General features: G+C 37.5%; 23 protein-coding genes. 19 read left to right on the forward strand and 4 right to left on the reverse strand.

Annotation, left to right across the window (positions count from 1 at the left end; genetic code table 11):
* Window positions 1-296 precede the first annotated feature (296 nt).
* The 13 genes from H4O18_RS14845 (at window position 297) to H4O18_RS14905 (ending at window position 15,946) form a co-directional block, all read left to right on the forward strand.
* Window positions 297-1,700, forward strand: a complete 1,404-nt coding sequence (locus tag H4O18_RS14845; RefSeq protein WP_187585930.1) for an NAD(P)/FAD-dependent oxidoreductase — start codon at window positions 297-299, stop codon at window positions 1,698-1,700.
* A gap of 167 nt (window positions 1,701-1,867) precedes the next feature.
* Complete coding sequence (locus H4O18_RS14850; RefSeq protein WP_343065467.1) at window positions 1,868-2,446, forward strand: SCO family protein; 579 nt, start codon at window positions 1,868-1,870, stop codon at window positions 2,444-2,446.
* A 680-nt stretch (window positions 2,447-3,126) separates the two neighbouring features.
* On the forward strand, window positions 3,127-4,893 hold the full coding sequence (locus tag H4O18_RS14855) for a Na/Pi cotransporter family protein (RefSeq protein WP_246474311.1): 1,767 nt from the start codon (window positions 3,127-3,129) through the stop codon (window positions 4,891-4,893).
* A 987-nt stretch (window positions 4,894-5,880) separates the two neighbouring features.
* A complete protein-coding gene (locus H4O18_RS14860; protein WP_187585934.1) occupies window positions 5,881-6,666 on the forward strand; it encodes a sensor histidine kinase in 786 nt (261 codons plus the stop codon).
* A gap of 497 nt (window positions 6,667-7,163) precedes the next feature.
* A complete protein-coding gene (locus tag H4O18_RS14865; RefSeq protein ID WP_343065468.1) occupies window positions 7,164-7,994 on the forward strand; it encodes an acyl-CoA thioester hydrolase/BAAT C-terminal domain-containing protein in 831 nt (276 codons plus the stop codon).
* Between the two features lie 206 nt (window positions 7,995-8,200).
* Window positions 8,201-9,604, forward strand: a complete 1,404-nt coding sequence (locus H4O18_RS14870) for a BNR repeat-containing protein (protein ID WP_187585938.1) — start codon at window positions 8,201-8,203, stop codon at window positions 9,602-9,604.
* Window positions 9,605-9,701: 97 nt separating this feature from the next.
* On the forward strand, window positions 9,702-10,991 hold the full coding sequence (locus tag H4O18_RS14875; RefSeq protein ID WP_222942425.1) for a sialidase family protein: 1,290 nt from the start codon (window positions 9,702-9,704) through the stop codon (window positions 10,989-10,991).
* A 45-nt stretch (window positions 10,992-11,036) separates the two neighbouring features.
* Window positions 11,037-11,213: a hypothetical protein gene (locus tag H4O18_RS14880; protein ID WP_187585942.1), complete on the forward strand. Its 177-nt coding sequence runs from the start codon at window positions 11,037-11,039 to the stop codon at window positions 11,211-11,213.
* 154 nt (window positions 11,214-11,367) lie between these two features.
* A complete protein-coding gene (locus H4O18_RS14885; protein ID WP_187585944.1) occupies window positions 11,368-12,633 on the forward strand; it encodes an exo-alpha-sialidase in 1,266 nt (421 codons plus the stop codon).
* 210 nt (window positions 12,634-12,843) lie between these two features.
* Window positions 12,844-13,389, forward strand: a complete 546-nt coding sequence (locus H4O18_RS14890; protein WP_187585946.1) for a DsrE family protein — start codon at window positions 12,844-12,846, stop codon at window positions 13,387-13,389.
* 96 nt (window positions 13,390-13,485) lie between these two features.
* The gene (locus H4O18_RS14895) at window positions 13,486-14,403 is read left to right on the forward strand and encodes an RluA family pseudouridine synthase (RefSeq protein WP_222942426.1); all 918 of its coding nucleotides are present in this window, start codon (window positions 13,486-13,488) and stop codon (window positions 14,401-14,403) included.
* A 222-nt stretch (window positions 14,404-14,625) separates the two neighbouring features.
* Complete coding sequence (locus tag H4O18_RS14900) at window positions 14,626-15,096, forward strand: tRNA (cytidine(34)-2'-O)-methyltransferase (RefSeq protein WP_187585948.1); 471 nt, start codon at window positions 14,626-14,628, stop codon at window positions 15,094-15,096.
* 76 nt (window positions 15,097-15,172) lie between these two features.
* Window positions 15,173-15,946, forward strand: a complete 774-nt coding sequence (locus tag H4O18_RS14905) for a sulfite exporter TauE/SafE family protein (RefSeq protein ID WP_187585950.1) — start codon at window positions 15,173-15,175, stop codon at window positions 15,944-15,946.
* A gap of 119 nt (window positions 15,947-16,065) precedes the next feature.
* Here H4O18_RS14905 and H4O18_RS14910 read toward each other — a convergent pair whose 3' ends face one another.
* Complete coding sequence (locus tag H4O18_RS14910; RefSeq protein WP_187585952.1) at window positions 16,066-16,650, reverse strand: DUF4494 domain-containing protein; 585 nt, start codon at window positions 16,648-16,650, stop codon at window positions 16,066-16,068.
* Window positions 16,651-17,114: 464 nt separating this feature from the next.
* Between H4O18_RS14910 and H4O18_RS14915 the strand changes: the two genes are divergently transcribed.
* Window positions 17,115-17,834, forward strand: coding sequence for a class I SAM-dependent methyltransferase (locus H4O18_RS14915; protein WP_187585954.1), 720 nt, complete (start codon window positions 17,115-17,117; stop codon window positions 17,832-17,834).
* Window positions 17,835-18,064: 230 nt separating this feature from the next.
* Window positions 18,065-19,069 carry a 3-keto-disaccharide hydrolase gene (locus H4O18_RS14920; protein WP_187585956.1) on the forward strand — a complete coding sequence of 335 codons (1,005 nt, stop codon included), beginning with the start codon at window positions 18,065-18,067 and terminating at the stop codon, window positions 19,067-19,069.
* A 42-nt stretch (window positions 19,070-19,111) separates the two neighbouring features.
* On the opposite strand, the gene H4O18_RS14925 is transcribed toward H4O18_RS14920, so the two are convergent.
* Window positions 19,112-20,251 carry an NHL repeat-containing protein gene (locus tag H4O18_RS14925; protein ID WP_187585958.1) on the reverse strand — a complete coding sequence of 380 codons (1,140 nt, stop codon included), beginning with the start codon at window positions 20,249-20,251 and terminating at the stop codon, window positions 19,112-19,114.
* Between the two features lie 188 nt (window positions 20,252-20,439).
* On the opposite strand from H4O18_RS14925, the gene H4O18_RS14930 reads away from it, so the two are divergent.
* The 3 genes from H4O18_RS14930 (at window position 20,440) to H4O18_RS14940 (ending at window position 21,997) form a co-directional block, all read left to right on the forward strand.
* On the forward strand, window positions 20,440-20,934 hold the full coding sequence (locus H4O18_RS14930; RefSeq protein WP_187585960.1) for a MarR family winged helix-turn-helix transcriptional regulator: 495 nt from the start codon (window positions 20,440-20,442) through the stop codon (window positions 20,932-20,934).
* Window positions 20,915-21,160: a YgjV family protein gene (locus tag H4O18_RS14935; protein WP_187585962.1), complete on the forward strand. Its 246-nt coding sequence runs from the start codon at window positions 20,915-20,917 to the stop codon at window positions 21,158-21,160. The genes H4O18_RS14930 and H4O18_RS14935 overlap by 20 nt, the downstream gene beginning before the upstream one ends.
* Before the next feature lie 291 nt (window positions 21,161-21,451).
* A complete protein-coding gene (locus H4O18_RS14940; RefSeq protein ID WP_187585964.1) occupies window positions 21,452-21,997 on the forward strand; it encodes a pyridoxamine 5'-phosphate oxidase family protein in 546 nt (181 codons plus the stop codon).
* 92 nt (window positions 21,998-22,089) lie between these two features.
* Here H4O18_RS14940 and kbl read toward each other — a convergent pair whose 3' ends face one another.
* Both kbl and H4O18_RS14950 read right to left on the reverse strand, forming a co-directional pair.
* Window positions 22,090-23,277, reverse strand: coding sequence for a glycine C-acetyltransferase (kbl, locus tag H4O18_RS14945; RefSeq protein ID WP_187585966.1), 1,188 nt, complete (start codon window positions 23,275-23,277; stop codon window positions 22,090-22,092).
* A gap of 49 nt (window positions 23,278-23,326) precedes the next feature.
* Window positions 23,327-24,301 carry an NAD-dependent epimerase/dehydratase family protein gene (locus H4O18_RS14950; RefSeq protein ID WP_187585968.1) on the reverse strand — a complete coding sequence of 325 codons (975 nt, stop codon included), beginning with the start codon at window positions 24,299-24,301 and terminating at the stop codon, window positions 23,327-23,329.
* A gap of 182 nt (window positions 24,302-24,483) precedes the next feature.
* Between H4O18_RS14950 and H4O18_RS14955 the strand changes: the two genes are divergently transcribed.
* Complete coding sequence (locus H4O18_RS14955; protein ID WP_187585970.1) at window positions 24,484-24,945, forward strand: Lrp/AsnC family transcriptional regulator; 462 nt, start codon at window positions 24,484-24,486, stop codon at window positions 24,943-24,945.
* Window positions 24,946-24,998: the final 53 nt, after the last annotated feature.

Here is a 24,998-nt window from a genome sequence, read left to right on the forward strand (position 1 = left end):
ACCCAGAGAGCCATTTTGCCCGCTGCTCACCCAGATGTCCTAGGCTACATTTCATACGCTCAACCGTTAGGTGCTGCCAAATTGAGCTTTTCTCAAATAGCATAAAGTTTAAAACAAATAGTTGTAACTTGTATTTCCCAACTATCCGAACAAACTAGCATTTGTGATTAGCAGGCATTGCAGTTTAGTGGTACTAAACATTTAGAATTTTAAGTGCAATGCTTCAGCCCCACACCCGGCCAAGCGCCACAGTTATTTTGAAAAGCTGTCAGCGTTAATTTAAACGTGGCGGAGATATGAGAGAGACTCAAAATGTAACAAAACTTGAAACTGACTATTTGATTGTAGGATCTGGTGCCGTGGGCATGGCTTTCGCTGATGTTATCCTATCGGAAACGGATGCCAACATGATAATAGTCGATAAATTCCATAAGCCTGGTGGACATTGGAACCTTGCATATTCATTTGTAAAACTACACCAGCCGTCTGCATATTATGGCGTAAGTTCAGAAGACCTGGGAAAAGATGACACAGATAAAGTTGGAGTTAATAAAGGTTTGAGACATCTTTCTTCAGGTGCTGAGATTAGTGCCTATTATGATGATGTCATGCAACGTAAATTCTTGCCAAGTGGCCGGGTAAAATATTTTCCATTGTGCGAATATCAGGGTGAAAACAAATTTGTATCAACTCTAACCGGAAGGTCTTATACAGTAAAGGTGAATAAAAAAAATGTGAATGCCGCCCACATGCAAACCAAGGTTCCTTCCACACATACTCCCAACTTCAGCATTTCACCAGAGGTTCAGTTTATTGCGATCAATGATTTACCAAAAGTAGGGAAGCCACCTGCCGGCTGGATTGTAATAGGGGGTGGCAAGACGGGCGTTGATGCTATTATTTGGTTACTCGAACACCAGGTTGATCCTGCAAAAATCACCTGGATTGTTCCAAGAGATTCTTGGTATACCGATCGAAAGAATATACAGCCATCTGAAGAGTTTCTTAAATATTTTCTCAATGATCAGCTTGCTCAGTTAAAAGCTTTGGAACAAGCAGAATCAGTCACAGATTTGTTTGACAAGCTTGAGAAATCAGGTGTACTATTGCGGATAGACAAGAAGGTAAGACCAAAAATGCATCGCGGGGCCACTATAAGCCAGCTTGAATTAAAACAGCTCAGGCGGGTTAAGAATATTGTTCGTATGGGCCGTATCAAGCGTATCGAAAAAGATGGGATTATTCTTGAAAGAGGAAGGATTGACAATGACCCAAACCATATTTTCGTAGACTGTTCTGCAAATGCTCTTGCCCATTTAGATAATACACCAATTTTTTCAGGTAACACCATTACCCTACAGCCGGTAAGAGGGGGACAGATTGTGTTTAGTGCGGCCTTCATTGCACATGTTGAAGCCGACTATAAAGAAGAAATACAAAAAAATAAACTCTGTGGGGTAGTCCCATTACCCAACCACGATACAGATTGGATAAAAATGTTTGCTGGGTCAATGAAAAATCAACATAACTGGAAAAAGGATCCCGAATTGACAAAATGGCTTTACAACAATAGATTGGATGGCTTCAGTCATTTGGTGGCAAATATTTCAGAGAAAGATGAAGAAATGCAGGCGATTTTAAAACGTTTACGCAACAGCATTAAACCGGCCATGATAAATCTCGAAACACTACTTTCCTAGCTATTTGAAGAAAAATGATACTCTTAATTTGATTAATTCCAAAATGTATTAAATAAAAAATTGATGTTGAATTAATTCTGATTAGGCCTACTCCCCAGGCAAAAAAAAGAATTGGAATGGGTTGTCTTTAAACCTTTTTCCGCCTTCGATTGTCAAAGCACAGGCACGTGGAGGTTGTTGAAAATACTGAAGTAACAAAATTACCATATTTCAATTCAGCCAATTTCACACCTGAATGGGAAAAAGGAACGCATAAGATTCCGGACTTTTCGTTTACCAATCAAAATGGGGAGAACATTACCAATGAAACCTTTGAAGGAAAGATTTATGTAGCCGATTTCTTTTTTACGATTTGTCCAGGTATCTGCCCAAAACTCACAAAAAATATGGGCATTTTACAAGAAGAATATGAAGATGATCCAGAAATAAAACTAATATCACATTCCGTAATGCCTTGGAATGACACTGTGGAGCAGTTAGCCGTTTATGCCCGAGAACATGAAGTGCACTTGCCGCAATGGCATTTGGTTACGGGAGAAAAAAATGCAATTTATGACATTGCCAGAAACGGTTACTTTGCCGATGAAGATTTTGTAAAAACCAAAGATGAAAATGGTTTTATACACACTGAAAATTTTATCCTGGTAGATCAAGTAGGTTATATCAGAGGTGTTTACAATGGTACGTTAAACCTTGAAATGAAGCGATTAAAACGACATATTGAAATTTTGAAAAGAGAAATCTAGTTCCGTGGATGACGGCACTAAAATCAAAAAATACCGCACCTATCACTTGCAACTACCTCAAGGAAAACCCATTAGACATCGGAAGTATACTACCGATAAATTTCGACACAAGCCTGAACAGAACGTGCAGGCAAGGGTCTGATCATTCAAATTCCTCAAAGTGAGCAAATTTTATTGAAGCTCTATTTTTTCCCATTCGATAAACCTTTAATCTTCGGCAACCTTAGTGTAGATAATATTAGGGCAATATAATATTCATGGTATGAATAAAAGCAGGTACTTCGGATGAACAGCTTGTTATTGGAATGAAGGGCTTGAAAACCTAATTGAGCGAATTAAAACTGGGCACCACAAAAACTAAACGTAATGCGGACCTTAGAGCAAAATCCTAAGGTCTATATTTTTGTAAGTCGCTAAATTGAAAATTACCCGTTAGGGAAATATTCAGTTTTAGCTTTGGACAGGAAAAAATAAAACTAATCAATAAGATTTAGGTTCGTGTGCAGACCATACCAATAAGCTTGGCAATCGGAACGATAAGTTTCTTACTATAGCACTACCCTCAGCCCAACAGTTCTTGGCAAGCATATAAAAGCATAAATGAAGTTCTAAAAGATGTAGACTGAAATTATTTCCTATTTTTAAATTATTAATCATACCAAAACTCAAAATAAGGCAAATTGAAAAAAATATTATTAATCAGTAGTCTAATTTTGTTGGGCATGTTACTGTTTATGAACCCGACAGTAAAGGAGATTGCAGCAGGAGTAGCAATTTTGCTCTTTGGTATGATCATGTTGGAAGAAGGGTTTCACTCCTTTGTTTCTGGTCCGCTTCAGGTTATGCTCAAAAAATCTACCGATAAGTTGTACAAAAGTATAGGCTTGGGATTCTTGAGTACTGCAATCCTGCAATCCAGTTCATTGATTTCTGTAATTCTCATTTCTTTTATTAGTGCCGGCCTTATTGAACTTAGAGCTGGAATTGGGATAATATTTGGTTCAAACATAGGAACAACAGCAACAACCTGGCTGGTATCTACCCTGGGGCTAAAAATAGATATTGCTGGTCTTGCTATGCCTATGCTGGCATTCGGGATTGTGTTGGTATTGCAAAAACCCAAAAAACTAAAAGGTATTGGCCAGATCTTAGCTGGTCTCGGATTTTTCTTCATGGGTATCTATTTCATGAAAAATGGTTTTGATGTCTATAAGGACAATATCAGCCTTGCCGACTATGCCATACCTGGAGTAATGGGCTTGCTAATATATACTTTTATTGGGGTGTTAATAACCATGATATTGCAATCCAGTAGTGCAACCATGGCCCTAATCCTTACTGCATTGGCAGTAGGTCAGATTACCTATACCAACTCATTGGCACTGTCCATTGGAGCAAATGTGGGCACCACTATAACTGCTATAATTGGCTCTCTCAGTTCCAATATTTCCGGGAAAAGGCTGGCGGGTGCACATTTTATATTCAATATCGTAACTGGATTGATTGCATTGGTATTTATTGGGTATTTGGGGCAATTGGTCGATATAATTTCTGAGTGGGTGGGTATAGCCCAATCCAATTTCACTTTTAAACTATCCTTATTTCATAGCATATTTAATATCCTTGGCGTCATCATTATGATACCCTTAATCAACCCATTGATCAATATCCTGCACCGGGTATTCAAGTCTACCGATGAAGAAGACATCATAGAACAACCTCAGTTTTTGGATGAAAATGCTTTGGCCTATCCTCAAACTGCCTTGCTTGCTCTGCGTAATGAAACGAAACGTTTATTTGAGAAAGCTGCTTTCACTATCATTCCCCATGGTATGAATATTCACAGGACCGATCTTTTTGGAGAAGAGAAAATTAAGGAGGTGATAAAAAAATCGAGAAAGGAGATTGAAGTGAATATTGAAGAATTGTACCTGCGCAAGATAAAGACCATTTACAGTAAAATCATCGAGTTCACCACCTTGGCGCAATCCCGATCTTCCGTTTCTCCCGAATTGACCAAACAATTTGCACAAATTAAATTGGCCAGCAGAAACATTGTTGAGGCCATCAAGGCCTTAGAAGAAATCAGGAAAAACATGAACGTATATCTATTCTCTGAAAATATTCATATTCAGCATGAATATGATCTGTTGAGACAGAAAATTTCCAAAATCCTTAGAGAATTATATTTATTACAAAAAAGCACTGAGCCAACCCTGCACCTGAAGAAACTCAAAAAATTAAAATCACAGGCAGAAAAGAGCGACATCCTGTTGGATGGAACGCTGGATAAATTAATCAGAGAAAGTAAAATTCCCAGTACTGTGGTTAGCTCTTTGGTCAACGACAGCCATATTGTAGCCTTAATATCAAAAAAGTTAATTGAAGCTGGTGAATTAATATATATTAGCCAAGACACCATGGATTTCAATGAAGTTAATACCTGATATTAATAATTTAAAACTAAATTGAATCTTGTAAATAACCCAGCCGAGGACAATGTGTAAATTGTTCATGCTGGCCATTCATTAAGAAATATATAAAATTAGAATGCTATCAGCAAAAATTGGTGAATAGTAAGAAGACAACTATCAACAAAGTATAACAATAATAACCGAGATAGTGATAAACTCAGATGTTACCACCCAAACCAACTACCCTGACAGGGTATGATTGAAGCTTCTAATCTGCTACTATTCTTATACTCAGACCTCTAAGCTATTTGTTTGACATGAACCCATTTAAGTTTCCAAACACACTTTAAAAAAGCAGTTTATTGAACATTTTTTTTAATCTTTATAAAATATAATGAATAAAGAAAAATGACCTTAGATTACCCCTCGATTTTGTTTTTTTTAGCCGTAAATAACTTATTTATTATTGCATTGTTCATCTATCAATATTTTTATCATCACAAGCAATGGTGTTTGTTGTTAGTAGCACTGGGTATTGCGTTTCAAACGGTTACCATTGTGTTGTATGCCAATAGGGATATTATACCTCCTTTGCTTACTTTGCGAATTAATAATTTCCTATTGATTTCGTCTTTTGCATTAACATCCTATGGCCTTGTTTCTTTTGATGGTAAAATCCGAAAAAAACTTTTGTGGATCTTCTTAGTTCTAGGTCTTCTATTTTATTCGGCCATTCTGATAGCCGAAGAAAACTACACAATCCTTAGTGTTATACGAATAATCTCCTGTTCATTTTTCTTTGGGATAGGTGCTTTTTATCTATTTATCAATAAAAATAAATACAAATTTTCAATCCTTTTAAGCGGTGTTCTTATAATATATTCCTTATTCCAGCTTTTTCGTGCTTATAATATATTCCAACAGGGTCAGTCTTTTGTATTCCTCAAAAATTCTACGTTCAATAATTGGTTTCTAGTAATCTCTGTTCTTGTAATAAGCGCTATCAGCATAGGTTTCATAATGCTTTTAAAAGAACTTGATGAAAAAACAATCCTTAAAAAAAATATTAGAATTCAACAGGATAAACTTAAACTTGAACAGTTGAACCTAACCCAAAACAAATTGTTTTCCATTATTGCGCACGATTTAAGAAGTCCGTTTATCAATATATTAGGCCTTTCCGACCTACTCTTGGGAAATGTAAAGGAAACCAACGATCCAGAATCTGAAAAATATACAGATTTAATAAAATCAACCGCCAAAAACACACTCAATCTACTCGACAACCTATTAAATTGGGCAAAATCACAAACTGGAGAACTTGGTTTCAGCCCACAAACAATTAATCTATCAGAAATCATATTTGAAATTATAGGACTTAAAATGTCACAAGCAAAAGCTAAAAACATTTCTTTGCATTATTCCCCAACAAATTATATTGAATTATTTACCGATAAAAATATTCTAGAAACTATTTTACGAAATCTAATATCGAATGCAATAAAATTTACAAACCCTGGAGGGCATATAGAAGTTGTAGCTACAACCGATCAACACCAAGTTAAAATTTCTATTTCCGACAATGGAATTGGTATGAACGAGGAGACAATTCGCAAAATTTTCGACTTATCTTCTAATATAACCTTGCCGGGTACCGCGAACGAAAAGGGTTCTGGTTTAGGTTTGGTTCTTTGCAAAGAGTTTGTGGAAAAACTTAATGGCCATCTTTGGGTGGAAAGTGAAGAAGGAAAAGGAAGTAATTTCAAATTTACCTTGCCCATGCATATTGAAAATAAAAATGAATAAATGCATCATATAACGCAATGCAATTTCAGTACGGTAATCAACAACTGATTCCCGGATCACAGTACATGCTCCCACGGTTAGGAACGGTCCCCTCAATAAGTTTCGCAACATGCACCAACCAAGTTTTTCTTTAAAATTTTAGGTAACAAGTTGTTATCCTGTGCAGCAGGGGCTTTACGCTCTTACAAGTTTTTCTTTTCAATATCCAGGTCGTAAACTACTAACTATATCATATAGTGTGTATCTAGCGGAACCTCCGATTCCCTTCTCCTAAGATTATAAATTAATCTAAAGTGCTATCTTTAAATCAACAATCAAAACATTCGAGCCGAGGCCATGGCAACAACCTAAAGAAAATGAGGGAGAACAGAAAATACATCATTTTGATTGGAATAGCAGCATTCCTCTTTGTTGGGTACTTTATTGCCGATAATATGCTTTTCAACGGAATAAAACCCAACGCCATAAACGAAAATGGCTTTCAAGCCAACTTCTTTGTGAATAAAAATACAAAGAGCAAAGCTGCAGTAATTCTAATCGGCGGAGGACAATGGGGAGATTACTGGGCACAACAATTTGCCAAAAAAGAAATGGTCGGTTTGTCTATACCTTACACAGGAAAAGAAGGTTTACCAAGATTACCTGAAGAAATTGAATTGGAATACTTTGAAAACGCCATTAATTGGCTTAGAGAACGTCCTGAAGTTGACCCAAATAAAATAGTTGTTATGGGGGCGTCAAGAAATGCTGAATTGGCGTTGGTAATTGCTTCAACATTCCCCGAATATATTAGCGGAGTTGTTGCCTATGCACCCAGCTCTGTTTCTTGGTCAAATACAGTTTTACCCTACAATTCCAATCAAATGAAAGCGAGCTGGAAATATAAAGGGGTTGATATTCCATACGTACCAATGAATAAAATCATGGGAAATGAAACTAATAAAATTAAAATGGTGGATTATTGGACTAATGGTTTAGCAAAAATAGAAATCGTTCAACAAGCAGCCATCAAAGTAGAAAAGATCAATGGACCCATACTACTTTTTTCAGGAAACGATGATAAGGTTTGGCCATCATCAATTATGGCGGATATGATAGAAAAGAGATTGGAAGTCAATAATTTTGAACATTCCTTTCAGAATATAAAATATGACAACGCTGGACACTTAATTTCAGGTAATCCCGATGATAATTCCAGTTATAGAACTGCAATAATCAATATTAACAGAAAAGATTATGAATATGAATTTGGCGGAAATGATGATGGTGATATTAAAGCAAAACAAGATGCCAAATTAAAATTGATGGAATTCATGGAAAAGATATAAATGTAAATAATTGGTAGTTGCCAACAATCCGTATAAAACATATCTAATAAGTGTTATAATTCAAGGTTAGTGTATCTCTACCGCTAAGTAGCCAGGAATCCCTATCGAATTCATACCACCATCCGTGCTGCGGCATTATTTCATAATCAATATATTAGTGAAAGATTAATACACAACAAACCGGAAATTTATAAAACAAATATAATATGAAAACAAAACTTGTCATTGTTATTGTTGGTTTCTTATTACTATTCGCGTGCAGCACAAAAAAATCCAATCAACCACTTGAAATTAATGAAACAGGCAAAACCGAAACCATTGAACAAGTTATAGAAATTGACAGTGTATGGGCAGGTCATCCCGTTGGGTTTAGCCTATATACGCATGGAAACAGACAGTATATAGCTTATTACAATGCCAACCGCAACTTGGTGGTTGGACAAAGAAATCTTGAGGATGAGAACTTTGATTTGCATATAATGCCTCCAACAAGTCGCGAAACTTCTGGCGGCACAAGTACTGTTTTGGGATGGGACAGTCACAATTCTGTTACTCTTGGAGTCGATAAAGATGGGTTCATTCATCTTTCCGGGAACATGCATACGAATCCCATTACTTATTTCAAGAGCAAACATGCCAACGATATATCCTCACTCGTACAGGAGATGGAAATGATTGGGACCGATGAGAAAAAAAGTACCTATCCTAATTTTATGCTAACGAAAGATGGGGAGTTGATTTTTCATTATCGCGATGGCGGTAGTGGAAATGGCAACGAGATTTATAATATCTATTCATGCGAAAATAAAACCTGGTCCAGAATGCTGGATGTTCCATTAACGGACGGACAAGGATTGATGAATGCATACCAAACACAACCAACTGTTTTAAAGGATGGTTGGTATCATGTTTATTGGGTTTGGCGAGATACTCCTGATTGTGAGACGAATCATGATCTATCGTACATGAGGAGCCCGGATTTGAAAAACTGGTTTGATGCTTTTGGCGGAAAAATTGCATTACCTGCCACTTTGGATAATAAGTTATTGATTGTTGATCCAATTCCCGTAAAAGGAGGAATCATTAATTTGGCAGCTAGACTCTGTTTGGATGAAAATAACAACCCGGTATTTGTCTATCATAAATATGATTCTGATGGAAACCTGCAGATATACGCTGCGCACATAAATGATAAAAAATGGATTCATAATCAAGTGACCAATTGGGACTATCGCTGGGAGTTTTCAGGTCGCGGAAGTATCAATGTTGAATTTCGTTTCAAAGGTTTCAATATAAGAAAGGATGGTTATTACGAAGTTGGTTATTGGCATACGAAATACGGAAATGGGACTATTTTGCTGAACAATAAATTTGAAAATATTGGGAAGGTGTTGAAACCTGAACCATTTGACTCAAGTCTGGAAATTGAAGGAGACTTTCCTGGTTTATTGGTCAAAACCCGTGAAGACATTGGGACTATCAGTGAAAAAAGCCTTAGATACATTCTCAAATGGGAAACACTCAACAGCAACCGGGATTTGCCACGTGAAAAACCCTGGCCCAAACCAAGCCAGCTGGTTTTGTATAAATTAAAGAAAACTAAAGAGTAATCTTTTACATTTGAAATAAATTACTTAACAAAATGAAAATCAAACCTAATCCTAAGGGTATAATACTAATTGACACTATTCTAATCAGTAGAAATTAATGATGACAAAACTATTTCAACTACAAAAAATAGCAGTAATAAAATGTTTTATGTTCCTGTTTATCTTGCATTTTCAAAATTTAATGGCACAAACAAGTAGTGTTAAAGAAACAAATTATCAAAGAATTGAAAATGCCGAACATATTGTTGTTTACCAAGAAGAAAACAAATTCCTTGGATGGCCGGCAAATAATGGGGCATGGTCTGCTGATGGGGTGAACATGCTCGTCGGGTTTACTCATGGAGATTATGAACTTATCAGAGACAATCACAACATTGGAGGAAATCAAATAAGTTGGCTGGCTAGAAGTACTGATATGGGGCAAACCTGGGAAGGATATGATCCAGTTGGTTATGTCGGGGACTTTGGTAAGGAACAGGAACCGCAAATATTGGAAAAACCTATAGACTTTTCGCACCCTCAGTTTGCTATGCGCATAGTGGGCGCTTCTTACCATGGAGCCCAAGATGAACGAGCACATTACTTCTTTTCTTATGATGCAGGTAAGTCGTGGAGTGCACCCTATCGTTTTGGTGTTGATGATATCCGGGAGTGGCCCGAATTGAAAAACACCACTTTACCTGATCAAACTGAGTTAACTCCGAGAACAGATTATGTGGTGGAAGGAAAGGATGAATGCCTTATATTTATGTCTGTTCGTGAAAAAGGGAAATTCGGAACAGACCGGCTTTTTTGTATTCGTACCCTTGACGGAGGAAAGACTTTTAAGTTCGTGGGCTGGGTTGTACCACCTTTTGATGAAAGGAAGGTCGATCTTTCTGTAAAAATAAAATTGGAAGAAGACGATGCCCAAAATCCCCATCCAGATCAAAGCCGTGCCGTGATGTCCCAGACCGTCAGACTTGAAAACGGTAAGTTGATATGTGCAATGCGCCGAAGGTATAATAAACATAATTGGGTGGACGCATATGCTTCCCAAGATGGTGGCGTCTCTTGGGCATTCCTGTCAGAAGTTGGAGATGCGGGAGCAGGTAATGGAAATCCGCCCGCACTCAATATAACGGACAAGGGAAGACTGGTTGCAATTTTCGGCAACAGAGAAGAACCGGGGACTATGATGGTTGTATACAGCGACACTGAAGGAGCCTCCTGGAGCAAACCAAAGATAATAAGGGATGGTTATGGATCAGTGGATATGGAGACTATTGATCTAGGATACCCACAACTACTTCGACGTAAAGACGGCAAGATGGTCGCTCTTTATTATTGGTCTACCAAAGATTACCTCCACCATATTGCCGCAACAATATGGGATGCGGATAAATAGAAAAGGATTTCCCGATTTTTCTTGCTATAAAAAAGGAAAAATCCTTTGCTAAAGATAATACGGATGGTAAATGTTCCAGATGATAATTCCAGTTATAGAACTGCAATAATCAATATTAACAGAAAAGATTATGAATATGAATTTGGCGGAAATGATGATGGTGATTTTATAGCAAAACAAGATGCCAAATTAAAATTGATGGAATTCATAGAAAAGATATAGTTTACAGTTGGCAACAGCCTGTATAAAACATATCCAATAGGTATTAGAATCCAAGGTTGATACTTATTTAAAAAGTCTGCCTAATAACATATTACCCGATAGCTGAAAATTCAAAAAATTACTTCAACAAGAAAAATAATACCAAACATAAATTATGAAGAACAGAGGAGGTGGTTATGATTTAAATAGACGGAAATTCCTAAAATCCTCTTTGATAGGAGGAATTACATTGGCCAGTATTCCTTCCCTTTACAGTTGTAAGAAAGAGGACTTGGACTATTTCCTGGCTTTAAATGTTCCCACCAAACTGTTTGATGGTAAAAGATGCTGGTGTCATCCCCGGGCGGGAATTGTCCCGGGGGCAGGTGAAAATAGTAACCCCAAAGTGGTAATGACCATGAACAAATTGGATCTGGCAGGGAGCGACGTTTTCTATGGTATGTATGGATTGGATACAGATAATCTGGCAAAGAACTGGACCACACCAAAAGAATTGAAAACATTGGCTCCACGGTTCGAAGTAATTGATGGTATTGAGCGGCCCGTAGCCATAAGCGACTTTTCACCAAAATGGCATACTGCTACAAAAACTTTGCTGGGCGTAGGGCATACCGTTGCTTATACGCCCAACTGGAAAATTACAAATCCAAGGCCCAGAAACACGTCCTATTCAATTTATGACATGCACAAGAATGAATGGAGTGATTGGGAAAAATTAATAATGCCAGATGAAGTAAAATTTTATAATGCCGGTGCTGGTTGCGTTCAACGCTATGATCTGGAGAATGGTGAAATCTTGCTCCCCATATATTTTCGACCAGAAGGAAAAAATTCAAGGGTTACAGTTTGTAAGTGTTCTTTTAACGGAAAAAAGCTGGAATATCTTTCCCATGGAACTGAATTGGAATTAAATGACGACACACGTGGATTGGGAGAACCTTCATTGACAAAATTTAAGAATGATTTTTTTCTGACCATTCGAAATGATAAAAAAGGCTTTGTGGCGCGAAGTAAGGATGGAGTGAATTTTGACAAATACCAGCCTTGGACGTTTGATGATGGAACGGAGCTTGGAAGTTACAATACACAACAACATTGGGTTACACATAGTGAAGGATTATTTCTGGTCTATACTCGAAAAGGGGCAGATAACGATCATGTATTTCGTCATAGGGCACCCCTTTTTATGGCTGAGGTGGACCCTGAAAATTTATGTGTGATCAGAGCTACGGAACAGATTCTTGTCCCGGAAAGAGGTGCACGCCTAGGAAATTTTGGTATTGTAGATGTATCCCTTGATGAATCTTGGGTTACTGTTTCCGAATGGATGCAACCTGAAGGTGTTGAAAAATATGGTAGTGATGGAAGTGTTTTCGTAGCGAAGATTAATTGGAATCGACCAAATCGACTTTTTTCCTAAAGTACCTACTTACCAATATTCTTTTTGTGGGGACTGCCTGGAAATTGGATTCGATATAAGCAAATCATCAAAAATTATAAATACGTAATTGCTTGTCCATACCTGCCTACAAAAATCTTCCTGCACCAGAATATCGGGTAAGTTGGTTTGTATTGGCTAAATTAGATGCTTAAAACATATACAAGCACCTTGGTGATAATTATACTGAACATGAAAACAAATATTTTAACGATAATCTTCTTAAGCCTTTTTTACAACACTTGCGTAGGCCAAATCGCGAAACCTGATTATGGTCCAGTTTTTGACGAAATAGGGGCAACGTACGACATTAAAAATGCGGATTTTGTTCCAGATTCCACAGCCGTCCTAAAGGCCATCTTTGACATAGACTATATGCCCAAAGACTCCTTGGCTTCAAATTCCCTGATCTCCAGCCTTCATCGATATTTGAATATGCACGTTAAAAATGGAGTAAAGGAATCCAACATCTCACTTGCGTTTGTTTTGCACGGAGACTCTACAAAGGATGCCCTAACAGATGAGGCTTACAAGAAAAAATATGGAATAAAAAACCCTAATACCAATTTAATTAAGACATTGTCAGAACATAGGGTAGCAATGTATATCTGTGGTCAATCCGCAGCTAATTCAGGTATTTCAAAGTCTGATATTCTGCCTGAAATTAAATTGGCTTTATCTGCTATGACGGTGTTGACTATTTATCAATCCGAGGGATATTCACTGATTAAGTTTTAGTGCATAATTCATTTTATCATATTTAGAATAATCATTCTACCAATTATAATCCACAACAAAACCTAAACTGCATTTAAGCCCAGTTTAGCCCAGCTCTTGGCAAAAATTAAAAACATTATCAATACTACCGAAATACATATTGTGCCCAATATACCTTCGCCCATTCGTCTTCAGGAATATGGGGTTGGAATTTTCATTGCAGCTTTTACAAAATCAGCATTAAAAAAAGCACTAAAGAAAAAGTTTATTACGGTGAATGATGTTATTGCAACTACGGCTACCATAATAATTGGAGGTGAGCGTATAAGCTTATCCATTCCAAAGGAAGTTGGTCCCCATAAAAAACTGGTCCTTCCACTTAAGGTTTTATTTGAAGATGATCATTTGGCAGTGATCCATAAACCTGCAGGCATTTTGGTCAGTGGTAATAGCTTTAAAACCATTGCCAATGCCTTGGCCCAAAACATTCAACGAAGTACTCTTCCTGATGCAACAAAACCACAACCTGTCCATAGATTGGATTACGCAACCACAGGTATATTATTGGTGGGAAAAACCAGTAGTAGCATTCGTGCTTTAAACAGAATGTTTGAAGACAAAAAGGTTGAGAAAACATATTATGCAGTAACTATTGGTGAAATGAACGATGAAGGAAAAATCATTTCAGAAATTGATGGTAAGAAATCTCAATCGAATTATAAATTAATTGAATCTGTTTCTTCAAAAAGATTCGGCAAACTCAACCTGGTACAAGTGAAACCTCGAACAGGCAGGAGGCATCAATTGCGTATACATCTGTCCAGTATCAATAATCCAATATTAGGAGATGTAGCATATGGAATTGAAGATTTAATTTTAAGTGGTAAGGGCTTATATCTACATGCCTATTCTTTAAATTTCATACATCCATTTACAAATAATCGGGTCTATTTAAAAGACGATTTCCCCCAAAGGTTTAGGAAAATATTTAATACCGAAACAACAGAAACTATAATTGACACTGACCAAAGTTAATGTGGGCCTAGGTGTTCAACTCCAAGTTTTACCTATATTTATAATCTCGCCAATTCAGTTTGATTGGTAATTAAAAATTAAAAAAATAAATCATAATCCGTCCCCGCTTTAATCGGCACGGGCGGGCAAAAAGCTTTGGTTACAGAAAAGACGGGACTATCGGCGCTACTTCTCTCCTACTCTATTCATAACTAAGCCTTTATATAGCATTAACTTAAAATAATGGGATTAAATATTGTATTAATTGAACCAGAGATACCTATGAATACGGGAAATATTGGTCGACTAAGTTTGGGGTCGGGATCAAATTTACATCTCGTAAAACCATTTGGATTCGAATTAAGTGATAAGAGATTAAAAAGAGCAGGATTGGATTACTGGAAGAATATTTCCCTCTTTATTTATGAGAGCGTTGATGACTTCTACTCAAAAAATAAAGGTAAACATTTTGCATACTTCTCCAGTCATGGGACTCAAGAGTACTGGGATATTGACTATAAAGATGATATGTTTTTAATTTTTGGGAAAGAATCAACAGGTTTGCCTGAAAATATAGTCGCAGAAAATTCCAATTTAGTATATAACATTCCCATTTACAGTACTCATATTCGAAGTTTAAACTTAGCAAATGCTGTTAGTATAGTGGTCTATGAAGGAATTAGAAATTTAAAAACGACTTATAACAAAACTTAACTTTATCAGGTCCTGATTATTGGCTGTACCCTTTTGCTGTACTATGCAGTTTAAAAGAAATTAATCCTATAATAAGATGGAGATAATATTAATATCCATAGTTGCTTTCTTGGCTGCCATTCTTACCTTTTTCTCAGGTTTTGGACTGGGTACAATTCTTACACCGGTATTTATGCTCTTCTTTTCAGTTGAGTTGTCAATTGCCTTAACAGGGATAGTACATTTTTTTAACAATGTTTTTAAAATTTTCCTTGTCGGTAAAGACGCCGATAGAAGTGTACTTATCAAATTCGGTATTCCGGCCGTTATTTTTGCTTTTATCGGTGCCTGGATATTGATCCATATACCAGATGCCAAGGCCTTATTTATTTACCAATTATTCGGAAAGACTTTTGAAGTGTTCCCTGTGAAATTCATCATTTCCATTTTGCTTATTATATTCGCCTCAATGGATCTGATACCCTACTTTCAGAATCTAAAATTTGCCAAGAACAAATTACCTATTGGTGGTGCTTTAAGCGGATTTTTTGGTGGCCTCTCAGGTAACCAAGGGGCATTAAGAAGTGCTTTTCTTATAAAGGTGGGTCTGAGTAAGGAAACATTTATAGGAACAGCGGTAGTGGTTTCAACCTTTGTGGACTTTACCCGATTGGGTGTTTATGCAACAAGGTTCAATAAATCTGGATTGATGGACAATCTGACCATAGTTGTTTTTGCCACTTTATCGGCAATTGCAGGTGCCTATATTGGAAATAGGCTGCTAAAAAAAGTAACCCTTAAATTTTTACAAATTACCGTTGCAACTATGCTGATTATAATATCCCTTGCCCTGGGCGGAGGATTAATATAATTCACCAGTTACCCTCCGATCATGAATCGCCTAATTGGTTTTGAACATTCATGAAGCTAACAAAAAAAGAGGGCTAATAAGCCCTCCTTGTTTTATAATTAATGTATTGGTCGACTACACTAGTCCTCTTCCCTGTCCATAGCACCAACTGCCAGGGCTTCTTCGTTTTCAAAAGTATCCAATGCTTCCAAGTCTTCATTAATTGCATTGGGTTCCGAAGTTGAATCCTTTAGGGCATTAAACTTTTCCAATTCTTTCAAGTCTCCCTCGTCCCCTGAAAAATAGGGAAATACGTCCATGATGGGTGATTCGGAAATTACAGGAATGGTGTAATCGCCCATTGTACCCTTCATGGCCTGAATGGTGTTATCATAAGCCTCCTTTACATCATTGGCTTGTACCAACAAATAGATATTTGTTTTTCTTTCCTTCCCGCTTTTTTCATCAAAGGCAATTAAAGACACTTTCGACTTAAACCAGCGATCTGAATTTTCAAAAGGATGTACCTCTGAAAAATTTGCAACTTTTATATTCGTTATCAGGAATTCTTCACTAGTATAAGCGGCCATTTCTTCGTTTATTCTACTCTCCGCTTCGGTATACGATATCGCATCCAACAAATAAGTTTCCGTAGTCACTTTCTGTTCTCCAGTTTCATGGATTTTTCTATATTTTACTTTGCACTCGTACCAAGTCTGACTCATATCTAATTTTTTTAAGGATGCCAAAAATAGGTCTTAACAAAAAAATTATCCCCCCATTATCAAAATAGATATTCACAATTGCCGTTTGACTTTTGATCTTCAAATTAAATCTGGAATTTGTATTTCCTGGATAAGTAGTTCTTGGGTTTCCTAACTAGCCATCGCTCAATACTATAGACAAAACAAACAGTTGGTTTCTACTATTAATATAAATACTTGGTCAGGATGAAACTTTTTTTATATCCCGATTTAAATAACTGAAATCGTCAAAAACCAAATACATAAGAAGGAAGAATTTATCAATTTCGTTCCGATTTCCCAAAGTATAATGCCAACAATCCGTTATCTTTAATCCAGAGTGAATTCCCCTTGGCAATTTTAGATACCCCTTGTCATATTCAACCAAAAATAGCAACGACATGACAAGAACTAATGAACTATAAAAAATTAAACTGAAGCAGGTTATGAAAAAGGTTATCCAGGCTATATTCTTACTCGCGGTTCTATTGCCTTTAAACCAAGGTGTTGCCCAGGATAAAACCCAAAGTAGTGGATACACCTTTAAAAATGGTGACCCCAATGGTATTGGAAAATGGTATATGGGAAGGGAAATTGCCCATGTAATGGGGTATCAGGGAATGCAATGGTTAGACCGTCCTGATCGTGAAGAAGAGGAAAACACCACCACATTATTGAAGAATATGTCCATTGATTTAAAGGATATCATAGCCGATATTGGTGCGGGATCCGGTTACCACGTATTTAAGATGGCTCCAATGGCCCGGCATGGACTTATCTACGCCGTTGATATTCAGGATGAAATGTTGGTAGAGATCGATCGTCGTAAGGATGAGGGCGGTGTTAAGAATGTGTTGGTCATAAAAGGATGCGAAAAAAATATAAACTTACCAGAGAATTCGGTAGACAAAGTGCTCCTAGTCGATGTATACCATGAATTTAATTATCCAATGGAAGTTATCGCCTCCATCAAAAAGGCTTTACGGCCCGATGGCAAACTGTTTTTGATAGAATATCGCGGTGAAGACGACACTGTACCTATAAAAACACTTCATAAAATGACGGAGGCACAGGCCGTAAAGGAAATGCGGGCTGCCGGTATGAAACTAGAGCGGAACATAGATAACCTTCCCTGGCAGCATTGTATGATTTTTGTAAAGAATTAATTATTGAGTATAGCGAGTGGACCATATGGTTTTACTCCTACGCTACTCTGCAATTGGATTTTGCAGGCAATACCATACAATTTCAAATAAATCCAAGGAGGTATTTGCTATCAGGTTTTGATTTAATTTAAGTCATTGAAAAAGCGCTTTTTTTATAACAATTCATTATCTTCAAAAGATAATTAATAGCCTAGAGATCAAAAAATTAACGCGAATTAAAACCAACTCAAATGAAACGGACACTTACTTCTATAATAGTATTATTTATAAGCTTTAACGGCTTTGCCTTTAACTTGGCACCATCCGTCTCCACTAACCCTTTTATGGGCATGTGGGGGCTCGACATTGAAGGTGGAGGTGCAGGCTGGCTAAAAGTACATGAGGACCAAGGCTTCTTGGATGCCGAACTATTATGGATCGGTGGTAGTGTTGTCCCGGTCTCCAACGTATATCTAGCTGATGAAAATACCCTCGTTGTTACGAGAACCAATCAGGTGAAAAGAAGTGCTGATCGCAGCCATACGGTAACCTATACCTTGGACGTCAAAAAAGTGGGAGATGTCTTGCAGGGTACTATGAGTAGCCCCGATAGGGACGGAAATGGAGTGTCCGTCAAAAATTTTACAGGAAAGCGTATGCCGCCAATGCCCAGTACGCCAGACCTGTCCAAATTAAAATACGACAAACCTATCAAATTATTCAATGGAAAGGATTTAAGTGGATGGAAATTGATCGATCCTGAAAAGGCCAATGGTTTTAAGGTCGTAAACGGCACGCTGATGAACGATCCTGTTCAACCAGAAGATGGCGAACATATTTCCTATGGAAACATTCGCACCCTACAGGAATTTAATGATTTCAACCTGAAGCTGGAAGTCAATGTTCCCGAAGGAAACAATAGTGGAGTGTACCTACGCGGACTCTATGAAATTCAGGTAGTGGATTCGTACGGAAAGGATTTGGATTCCCATAATATGGGCGCCCTGTATAGTCGCATCACACCAAGTATGGCAGCTGAAAAACCGGCGGGTGTATGGCAGTCATTCGATATCACCTTGGTAGACCGCCATGTTACAGTTATCTTCAACGGCAAAAAAATAATAGACAATCAACCCGTATGGGGTCCTACAGGTGGAGCCATGTCTTCCGATGTTTTAAGTCCGGGACCTATCTATTTACAAGGAGACCATGGCAATGTAGCTTATCGCAATATTGTTTTGACCCCTATCAAATAATCAATAAAAAAGGCCTCCTTTTCTGGGAGGCCTTTGATCTTATTATTCCATTTTCAAGACAGCAAATTTGCCTTTGTTCCATCCATGGACAAGCAAATACAATTGTTTTGATCCATTTTTGGTAACAATGTGCGGCCAAACCTGGTGAATATTGGTCAAGACCGGGATATCCAAATCTCCAGGAATTACTGTAGAAACCAACTTTTCTCCTGTATGAACATAGAGCGGAGCCGATTTCTGTTCTCCAATGGCCTGCAAAGCATTTAAGAAGTAATGTTCATCTTTATAGGAAACATTACAAATGAGACTACTTTCTGGAATATCATTAAAAATTTCCACAAACTTACCTTTCTTAGTAAATTTTACTACCTGTCCTGCAGCCCTATTGGCAACAAGGATATGTTTTTCATGGGCATAAATGCCATGTGCAGTCTGAAACTGACCAGGATTGTCTCCCTTTCCACCCCAGGCAAGTTTACCCCAACTCCATTCACCATCTTTTTCCTTAATTGTCATTACAAAATCCCCTTTGGAATAACCATGGGCAACATATAGCGTGCCATTAAGGTAGGTAACATCCGTAACCCCAAAATTACTATCCTTTGATCCGAAGAACTCATTGGCTTCGGCAAACTTAAATTCACTTCCGGTAGGCTTCAAAATTTCACTAACTATTGTTCCGTCCAAAGTAAGTACCAATACCCTTTTCCCTTCTTGTGCTACAGCCAGGTATTTTTTGCCTTTATGAACAAAGAAAACAATACCATGAATATTATCCTTTAAACGTTGATCGTTACCGATGGTAGACCACTTTGTTAGATCTGGGCTGATGGAACACAGGCCATATCCAGGAATTCCGGTATATACGATTCCTGTTTCTGGATCTTCATTGAAACCTCCGTGCATTCCCGGTTCAAATTCATGGGCATCTTCTGGAAAAGCAGCAGTTAATTCCTGGTCCCATGAAAATATATAATCGCCCTGACCGGTGACCAGTTTTGCTTGCATAGGCATTTCATCCGATGCCATTGGGTCATGCTCGTGATGATGGGCTATATCATTATGTTCATGTGCATGATGTGTATGATCTTGCGAGCGTTGGTTGTTTTGTGCCAATAAGTTGGATGATAATCCTAAAGAGGAAGCAATCGTCAATACGGCTAGTGTAGTTTTTTTAAACATGGATGGTTATTTATTAATTTTTTGGAAAGTTAATCAATCTTCTTTAAATATTCAACCTGATAAATTATCTACTATTTTCTACCGGACGTATCAAATGGGTAATTATTTTTTTCAAAAAAATTCAAACTATGTAACCAGTTACGGAAAATTATTTACATTTGCGTAACCAGTTACTGAATTAAAAAATAATGAACGACTTTTTAACGGAAATGGAATTTGTTGGACTAACCAGTAGGCTTAAGCGATTAAGTGATTCCCTACTCTATAGTACCAAGGAATTATACAAATCGGAAGGGTTGGATATTGAACCCAATTGGAACTTGATTTTTATTCTCTTGCAGGAAAACGAGACCATGACCATAACCGAAATATCGGAAACATTACAATTCTCACATCCGGCCGTGGTAAAAATCATTAATAAAATGAAAAAAAACGGACATGTAGAGACCAGGACCGATACTGAGGATAAAAGAAAGCAAATATTAACTCTTACAGAAAAAGCCCATAAGCAGTTACCGGTTTTTGAGAAATATTGGACAGCAGGAAGACAGACCGTTATGGATCTACTTGCAGACAGTCCCAATTTTTTAGAGGAATTTTTAAAAATAGAAGAAAAAGTGAACCAAAGTGATTACAAAGAAAGAACATTAAAAAATTTAAAAAATGACGAACATAGTTATTGAGACTATTGGCTATATAGCAATCCTTACAGGCTTCTTTGCTATTACTAAGAAAGACATGAACAAATTCCGTCTTTGGCATTTGATTTCCAGTTTTTTCTATATCATTTATGGCGCTATGTTAAATTCGATTCCCCTTGTGGTTGCCGGAGTAGTGTTCTGTATAATCCACGTTTATCATTTAATGAAAATTTACGATTCCAACAAAGGCCCCAAACTAAAAATATAATTGAATTGGTGCACAACACTTTCTTGACGGACCGTATATAAAATCAATATATAGGTTCCACGCACTCGTGAAAGTTTTGTAAATTTATGCCAGCCCAATTCTTGGGCTTCATTTGTTTAACGTGAGTTCAATTTGGAACGAAATGCACAGAGGTGATAATTGGTTAATTTTGTCTCCTAGAGCCTGCTTATCAGCAGACAGGCGCAGTCGAGATGTTTGAGATAATTATATATTTAAATGGAGGTCTCACTCTAGAACCCTTGGTATCACCATTGTTCTTAATTTAAAAACATGGGGAAAAAATTAGATTCGATTACAGTTGAATTAAAAGAATTCATTGAGAAGCAAAAGATTTTTTTTGTTGGCACAGCGGCTTCTGAAGGAAGGGTGAATATATCGCCTAAAGGAACCGATTCCTTTAGAATCCTTGATAAAAATAAAATTGTATGGCTCAACCTAACTGGCAGTGGCAATGAAACGGCAGCACATCTATTGAAGAACAATAGAATGACCATCATGTTCTGTGCATTTGAAGGAAAACCAGTGATACTAAGGCTTTATGGACAGGCAAAAATCTACCATAAAAGAGATATGGAATTCCATAGTTATATAAAACTATTCCCCGAAAACACTGGTTCTCGACAGATTATTAAAATGAATATCGATTTGGTACAAACCTCTTGTGGCTTTGCAGTTCCCTTTATGGACTATAAAGAGGAAAGAAATGCTTTGAACTCATGGTCCACAAAACAAGGAACTGCTGGAATTGAAAGGTATTGGGAAAATAAAAACACTTCCAGTATTGACGGATTTGAAACCAAAATACTTAGCGATTAACCCCTACCCTGCCAATAGCAATGATTTTACAAAGCCAATAGTCAAAAGTTTGGTCAGAAGTTGCCCTTTTCCTGTTATATAAGCCACAGGGATTAAATTACCTTGAGCGCCTTCCCTACTTTGGTAAATGCTGCTACCGCCTTTTCCAAATGCTCCCGCTCATGGGCAGCCGATAATTGCACTCTAATTCTGGCTTTTCCTTGTGGCACCACTGGATAGAAAAATCCGATAACATAAATCCCCTCTTCCAACAATTGGGAGGCAAACTTTTGGGCCAAGGGAGCATCATAGAGCATTACGGGTACAATAGGATGATCTCCTGGAACTATATCAAAACCAGCAGCGGTCATCGCCTCTCTAAAATAGATGGTGTTGGCCTCCAACTTATCTCGTAGTGCGGTTGAAGAAGCCAATAAATCCAAAACTTTAATAGAAGCCCCTACTATTGAGGGCGCCAAAGTATTGGAAAACAGATAAGGTCTGGAACGCTGTCTTAGCATATCCACAATTTCTTTTCTGGCCGCCGTAAAGCCTCCCGAAGCACCCCCTAGAGCTTTGCCATAAGTTCCGGTGATAATATCAATCCTTCCCATTACATTTCTATATTCATGCGCACCACGCCCAGTGGCTCCCAAAAAACCAGTAGAGTGACATTCATCTACCATGACCATGGCATCATATGTATCGGCCAAATCACAGATCTTATCCAATTGAGCAATGGTTCCATCCATTGAAAAAGAACCATCGGTCACAATTAATTTTCTCCGTGAACCTTCTGCAGCTTTCAATTGTTCTTCAAGGTCCGTCATAGAATTATGCTCAAATCTAAATCGCTTGGCCTTGCACAATCGTATACCATCTATTATTGAGGCATGGTTAAGTGCATCGGAAATTATCGCGTCCTCTGCACCTAAAATAGGTTCAAAGAGTCCACCATTGGCATCGAATGCAGCCGCATAAAGAATGCAATCTTCCATACCTAAAAACTCGGCCGTCTTGCGCTCCAATTCCTTATGTATATCCTGGGTTCCACATATAAAACGAACGGACGATAAACCAAAACCATGGGAGTCAATAGCGTCTTTACCAGCTTTTATAACATCTGGATGTGCGGATAGACCTAAATAGTTGTTGGCACAAAAATTTAAAACTTCCTTGGTATTGGTAGTTTTGATCTCCGCACCCTGAGGTGTGGTAATAATTCTTTCTTCCTTATATAAACCCTCAGCTTTAATGGCATCAAGTTCTTTCTGCAAATCGTTCTTTATCTTTGAATACATATTTCTAGCTTGTTTTATTAGTGCCTGGCCTTGTCCAGGGCTATTTGATTTATAAAAGAATCCCAATTGATTTTTTAGATCGAGTGCCGTAATGCTCCCTAAGCTTTTCGATCATAGTACCGGTAATCATTTTAAGGTCATACTCCGGCTTCCATCCCCAATCTCTGGCCGCCTCATCGTCGTTAATGGATTTAGGCCATCGCGATGCTATCTCCTGCCTGAAATCAGGTTCATATTTCACTTGAAAATCAGGATAATAAACACGAATTTCCTTGACAATATCCTTTGGGGAAAAACTACTTCCCGCAAGGTTATAGGATGTTCTAAAGGTAATGTTTTCTTTAGGTGCCTCCATCAGTTCCAAGGTGGCCCTAATGGCATCGTCCATAAATATCATGGGAAGCGTGGTATCTTCTTCCAAGAAGCAACTGAATTCTTCTTCCAATACTGCCTTGTGAAAAATATCCACAGCGTAATCGGTAGTACCTCCGCCCGGCATGGATTGGTAGCCAATAACTCCGGGATATCGGATGGACCTTACATCCAATCCATATTTTAAAAAGTAGTATTGCCCCCAGTTTTCTCCTGCGGCCTTGCTCATCCCATAAACAGTTGCAGGGTTAAGAAAGGCATTGTTAGGAGTGTTCACCCAAGGAGCGTCTTCACCAAAAACGGCAATGGAACTCGGAAAAAATACCTTATCCAATCCGTTGATCCTAGATACTTCCAAAACATTAAATAGCATGTTCATGTTAATATCCCAAGTGGCTAACGGATTTGCTTCTCCCTTGGCAGACAAAATTGCCGCCAAATGATAAACCTGTGTAATGGTATGTTTAGATACTACATCTTGAATTTGATTCCTGTCAGTGGCGTCCAGCACCTCAAATAAACCATAAAAATTAGGTGCTTCCTGAATATCTGAAGCAATTACATTGTCCAAACCAAACTTATTTTGCAGCGCTTTTGTAAGCACTGATCCCAATTGCCCATTGGCTCCGATAACAAGAATTTTTGCACTCATAATTTTCCGTTTATCTAAAATTAACAAAAGTGTTAATTACTATCAAAATTACAAATAAGGAGTCAATCATTTAAATTATCCTCACATTTAAGTAATTATACCTTAATTATATTACTTTTAAAGCTTATTTTACTTTTATCAATAAAAAATAAACTATTTTAAAGTAATTTTTTAGTCACTTTATGGAGCAACTTGATCAAACTGATATTACCATTCTGAGGATTTTACAAAAAGATTCAAAAAAAACAGCAAAGGAAATTGCAGCCATTCTTAACCTTACCCCCTCCCCTGTATACGAAAGAGTCAGGCGGTTGGAGAAACAAGGGGTCATTAAAAAGTATGTGGCCATTCTGGATAAAAAGCAAATAGACCGGTCTATAACTGTCATATGCCAGGTATCCATGAGATATCACAATGAAGCCTTCATAGAGAAATTTGAGGCACAGGTACAGCATTTGGAAGAAGTACAGGAGTGTTACCATTTGGCAGGTCAGGTAGATTTTATCCTAAAAATCCACACCAAAAGTCTTGAGGAATACCATGACTTTGTAAAGACCAAACTCTCCAAGATCGAAAATATTGGAGTACTAAACAGTACATTCGTATTGAAGGAAATAAAACAATCATCGGAATACTACATTTAATTCCTAGTGCATTTCTGCTATATTTGTTTTAACCAATAATTCGCCAATTTAAG

This window comes from Arenibacter arenosicollis (genome assembly GCF_014397245.1).
In the GTDB taxonomy this organism is placed as follows: domain Bacteria; phylum Bacteroidota; class Bacteroidia; order Flavobacteriales; family Flavobacteriaceae; genus Arenibacter; species Arenibacter arenosicollis.

Excerpts from the sequence above, each read along its gene's own strand:
- H4O18_RS14845 (WP_187585930.1), top strand. The coding sequence starts at position 297 with ATGAGAGAGACTCAAAATGTAACAAAACTTGAAACTGACTATTTGATT.
- H4O18_RS14860 (WP_187585934.1), top strand. The coding sequence starts at position 5,881 with ATGCTTTTAAAAGAACTTGATGAAAAAACAATCCTTAAAAAAAATATT.
- H4O18_RS14870 (WP_187585938.1), top strand. The coding sequence starts at position 8,201 with ATGAAAACAAAACTTGTCATTGTTATTGTTGGTTTCTTATTACTATTC.
- H4O18_RS14875 (WP_222942425.1), top strand. The coding sequence starts at position 9,702 with ATGATGACAAAACTATTTCAACTACAAAAAATAGCAGTAATAAAATGT.
- H4O18_RS14885 (WP_187585944.1), top strand. The coding sequence starts at position 11,368 with ATGAAGAACAGAGGAGGTGGTTATGATTTAAATAGACGGAAATTCCTA.
- H4O18_RS14890 (WP_187585946.1), top strand. The coding sequence starts at position 12,844 with ATGAAAACAAATATTTTAACGATAATCTTCTTAAGCCTTTTTTACAAC.
- H4O18_RS14900 (WP_187585948.1), top strand. The coding sequence starts at position 14,626 with ATGGGATTAAATATTGTATTAATTGAACCAGAGATACCTATGAATACG.
- H4O18_RS14905 (WP_187585950.1), top strand. The coding sequence starts at position 15,173 with ATGGAGATAATATTAATATCCATAGTTGCTTTCTTGGCTGCCATTCTT.
- H4O18_RS14910 (WP_187585952.1), bottom strand. The coding sequence starts at position 16,650 with ATGAGTCAGACTTGGTACGAGTGCAAAGTAAAATATAGAAAAATCCAT.
- H4O18_RS14915 (WP_187585954.1), top strand. The coding sequence starts at position 17,115 with ATGAAAAAGGTTATCCAGGCTATATTCTTACTCGCGGTTCTATTGCCT.
- H4O18_RS14920 (WP_187585956.1), top strand. The coding sequence starts at position 18,065 with ATGAAACGGACACTTACTTCTATAATAGTATTATTTATAAGCTTTAAC.
- H4O18_RS14925 (WP_187585958.1), bottom strand. The coding sequence starts at position 20,251 with ATGTTTAAAAAAACTACACTAGCCGTATTGACGATTGCTTCCTCTTTA.
- H4O18_RS14930 (WP_187585960.1), top strand. The coding sequence starts at position 20,440 with ATGAACGACTTTTTAACGGAAATGGAATTTGTTGGACTAACCAGTAGG.
- H4O18_RS14935 (WP_187585962.1), top strand. The coding sequence starts at position 20,915 with ATGACGAACATAGTTATTGAGACTATTGGCTATATAGCAATCCTTACA.
- H4O18_RS14940 (WP_187585964.1), top strand. The coding sequence starts at position 21,452 with ATGGGGAAAAAATTAGATTCGATTACAGTTGAATTAAAAGAATTCATT.
- kbl (WP_187585966.1), bottom strand. The coding sequence starts at position 23,277 with ATGTATTCAAAGATAAAGAACGATTTGCAGAAAGAACTTGATGCCATT.
- H4O18_RS14950 (WP_187585968.1), bottom strand. The coding sequence starts at position 24,301 with ATGAGTGCAAAAATTCTTGTTATCGGAGCCAATGGGCAATTGGGATCA.
- H4O18_RS14955 (WP_187585970.1), top strand. The coding sequence starts at position 24,484 with ATGGAGCAACTTGATCAAACTGATATTACCATTCTGAGGATTTTACAA.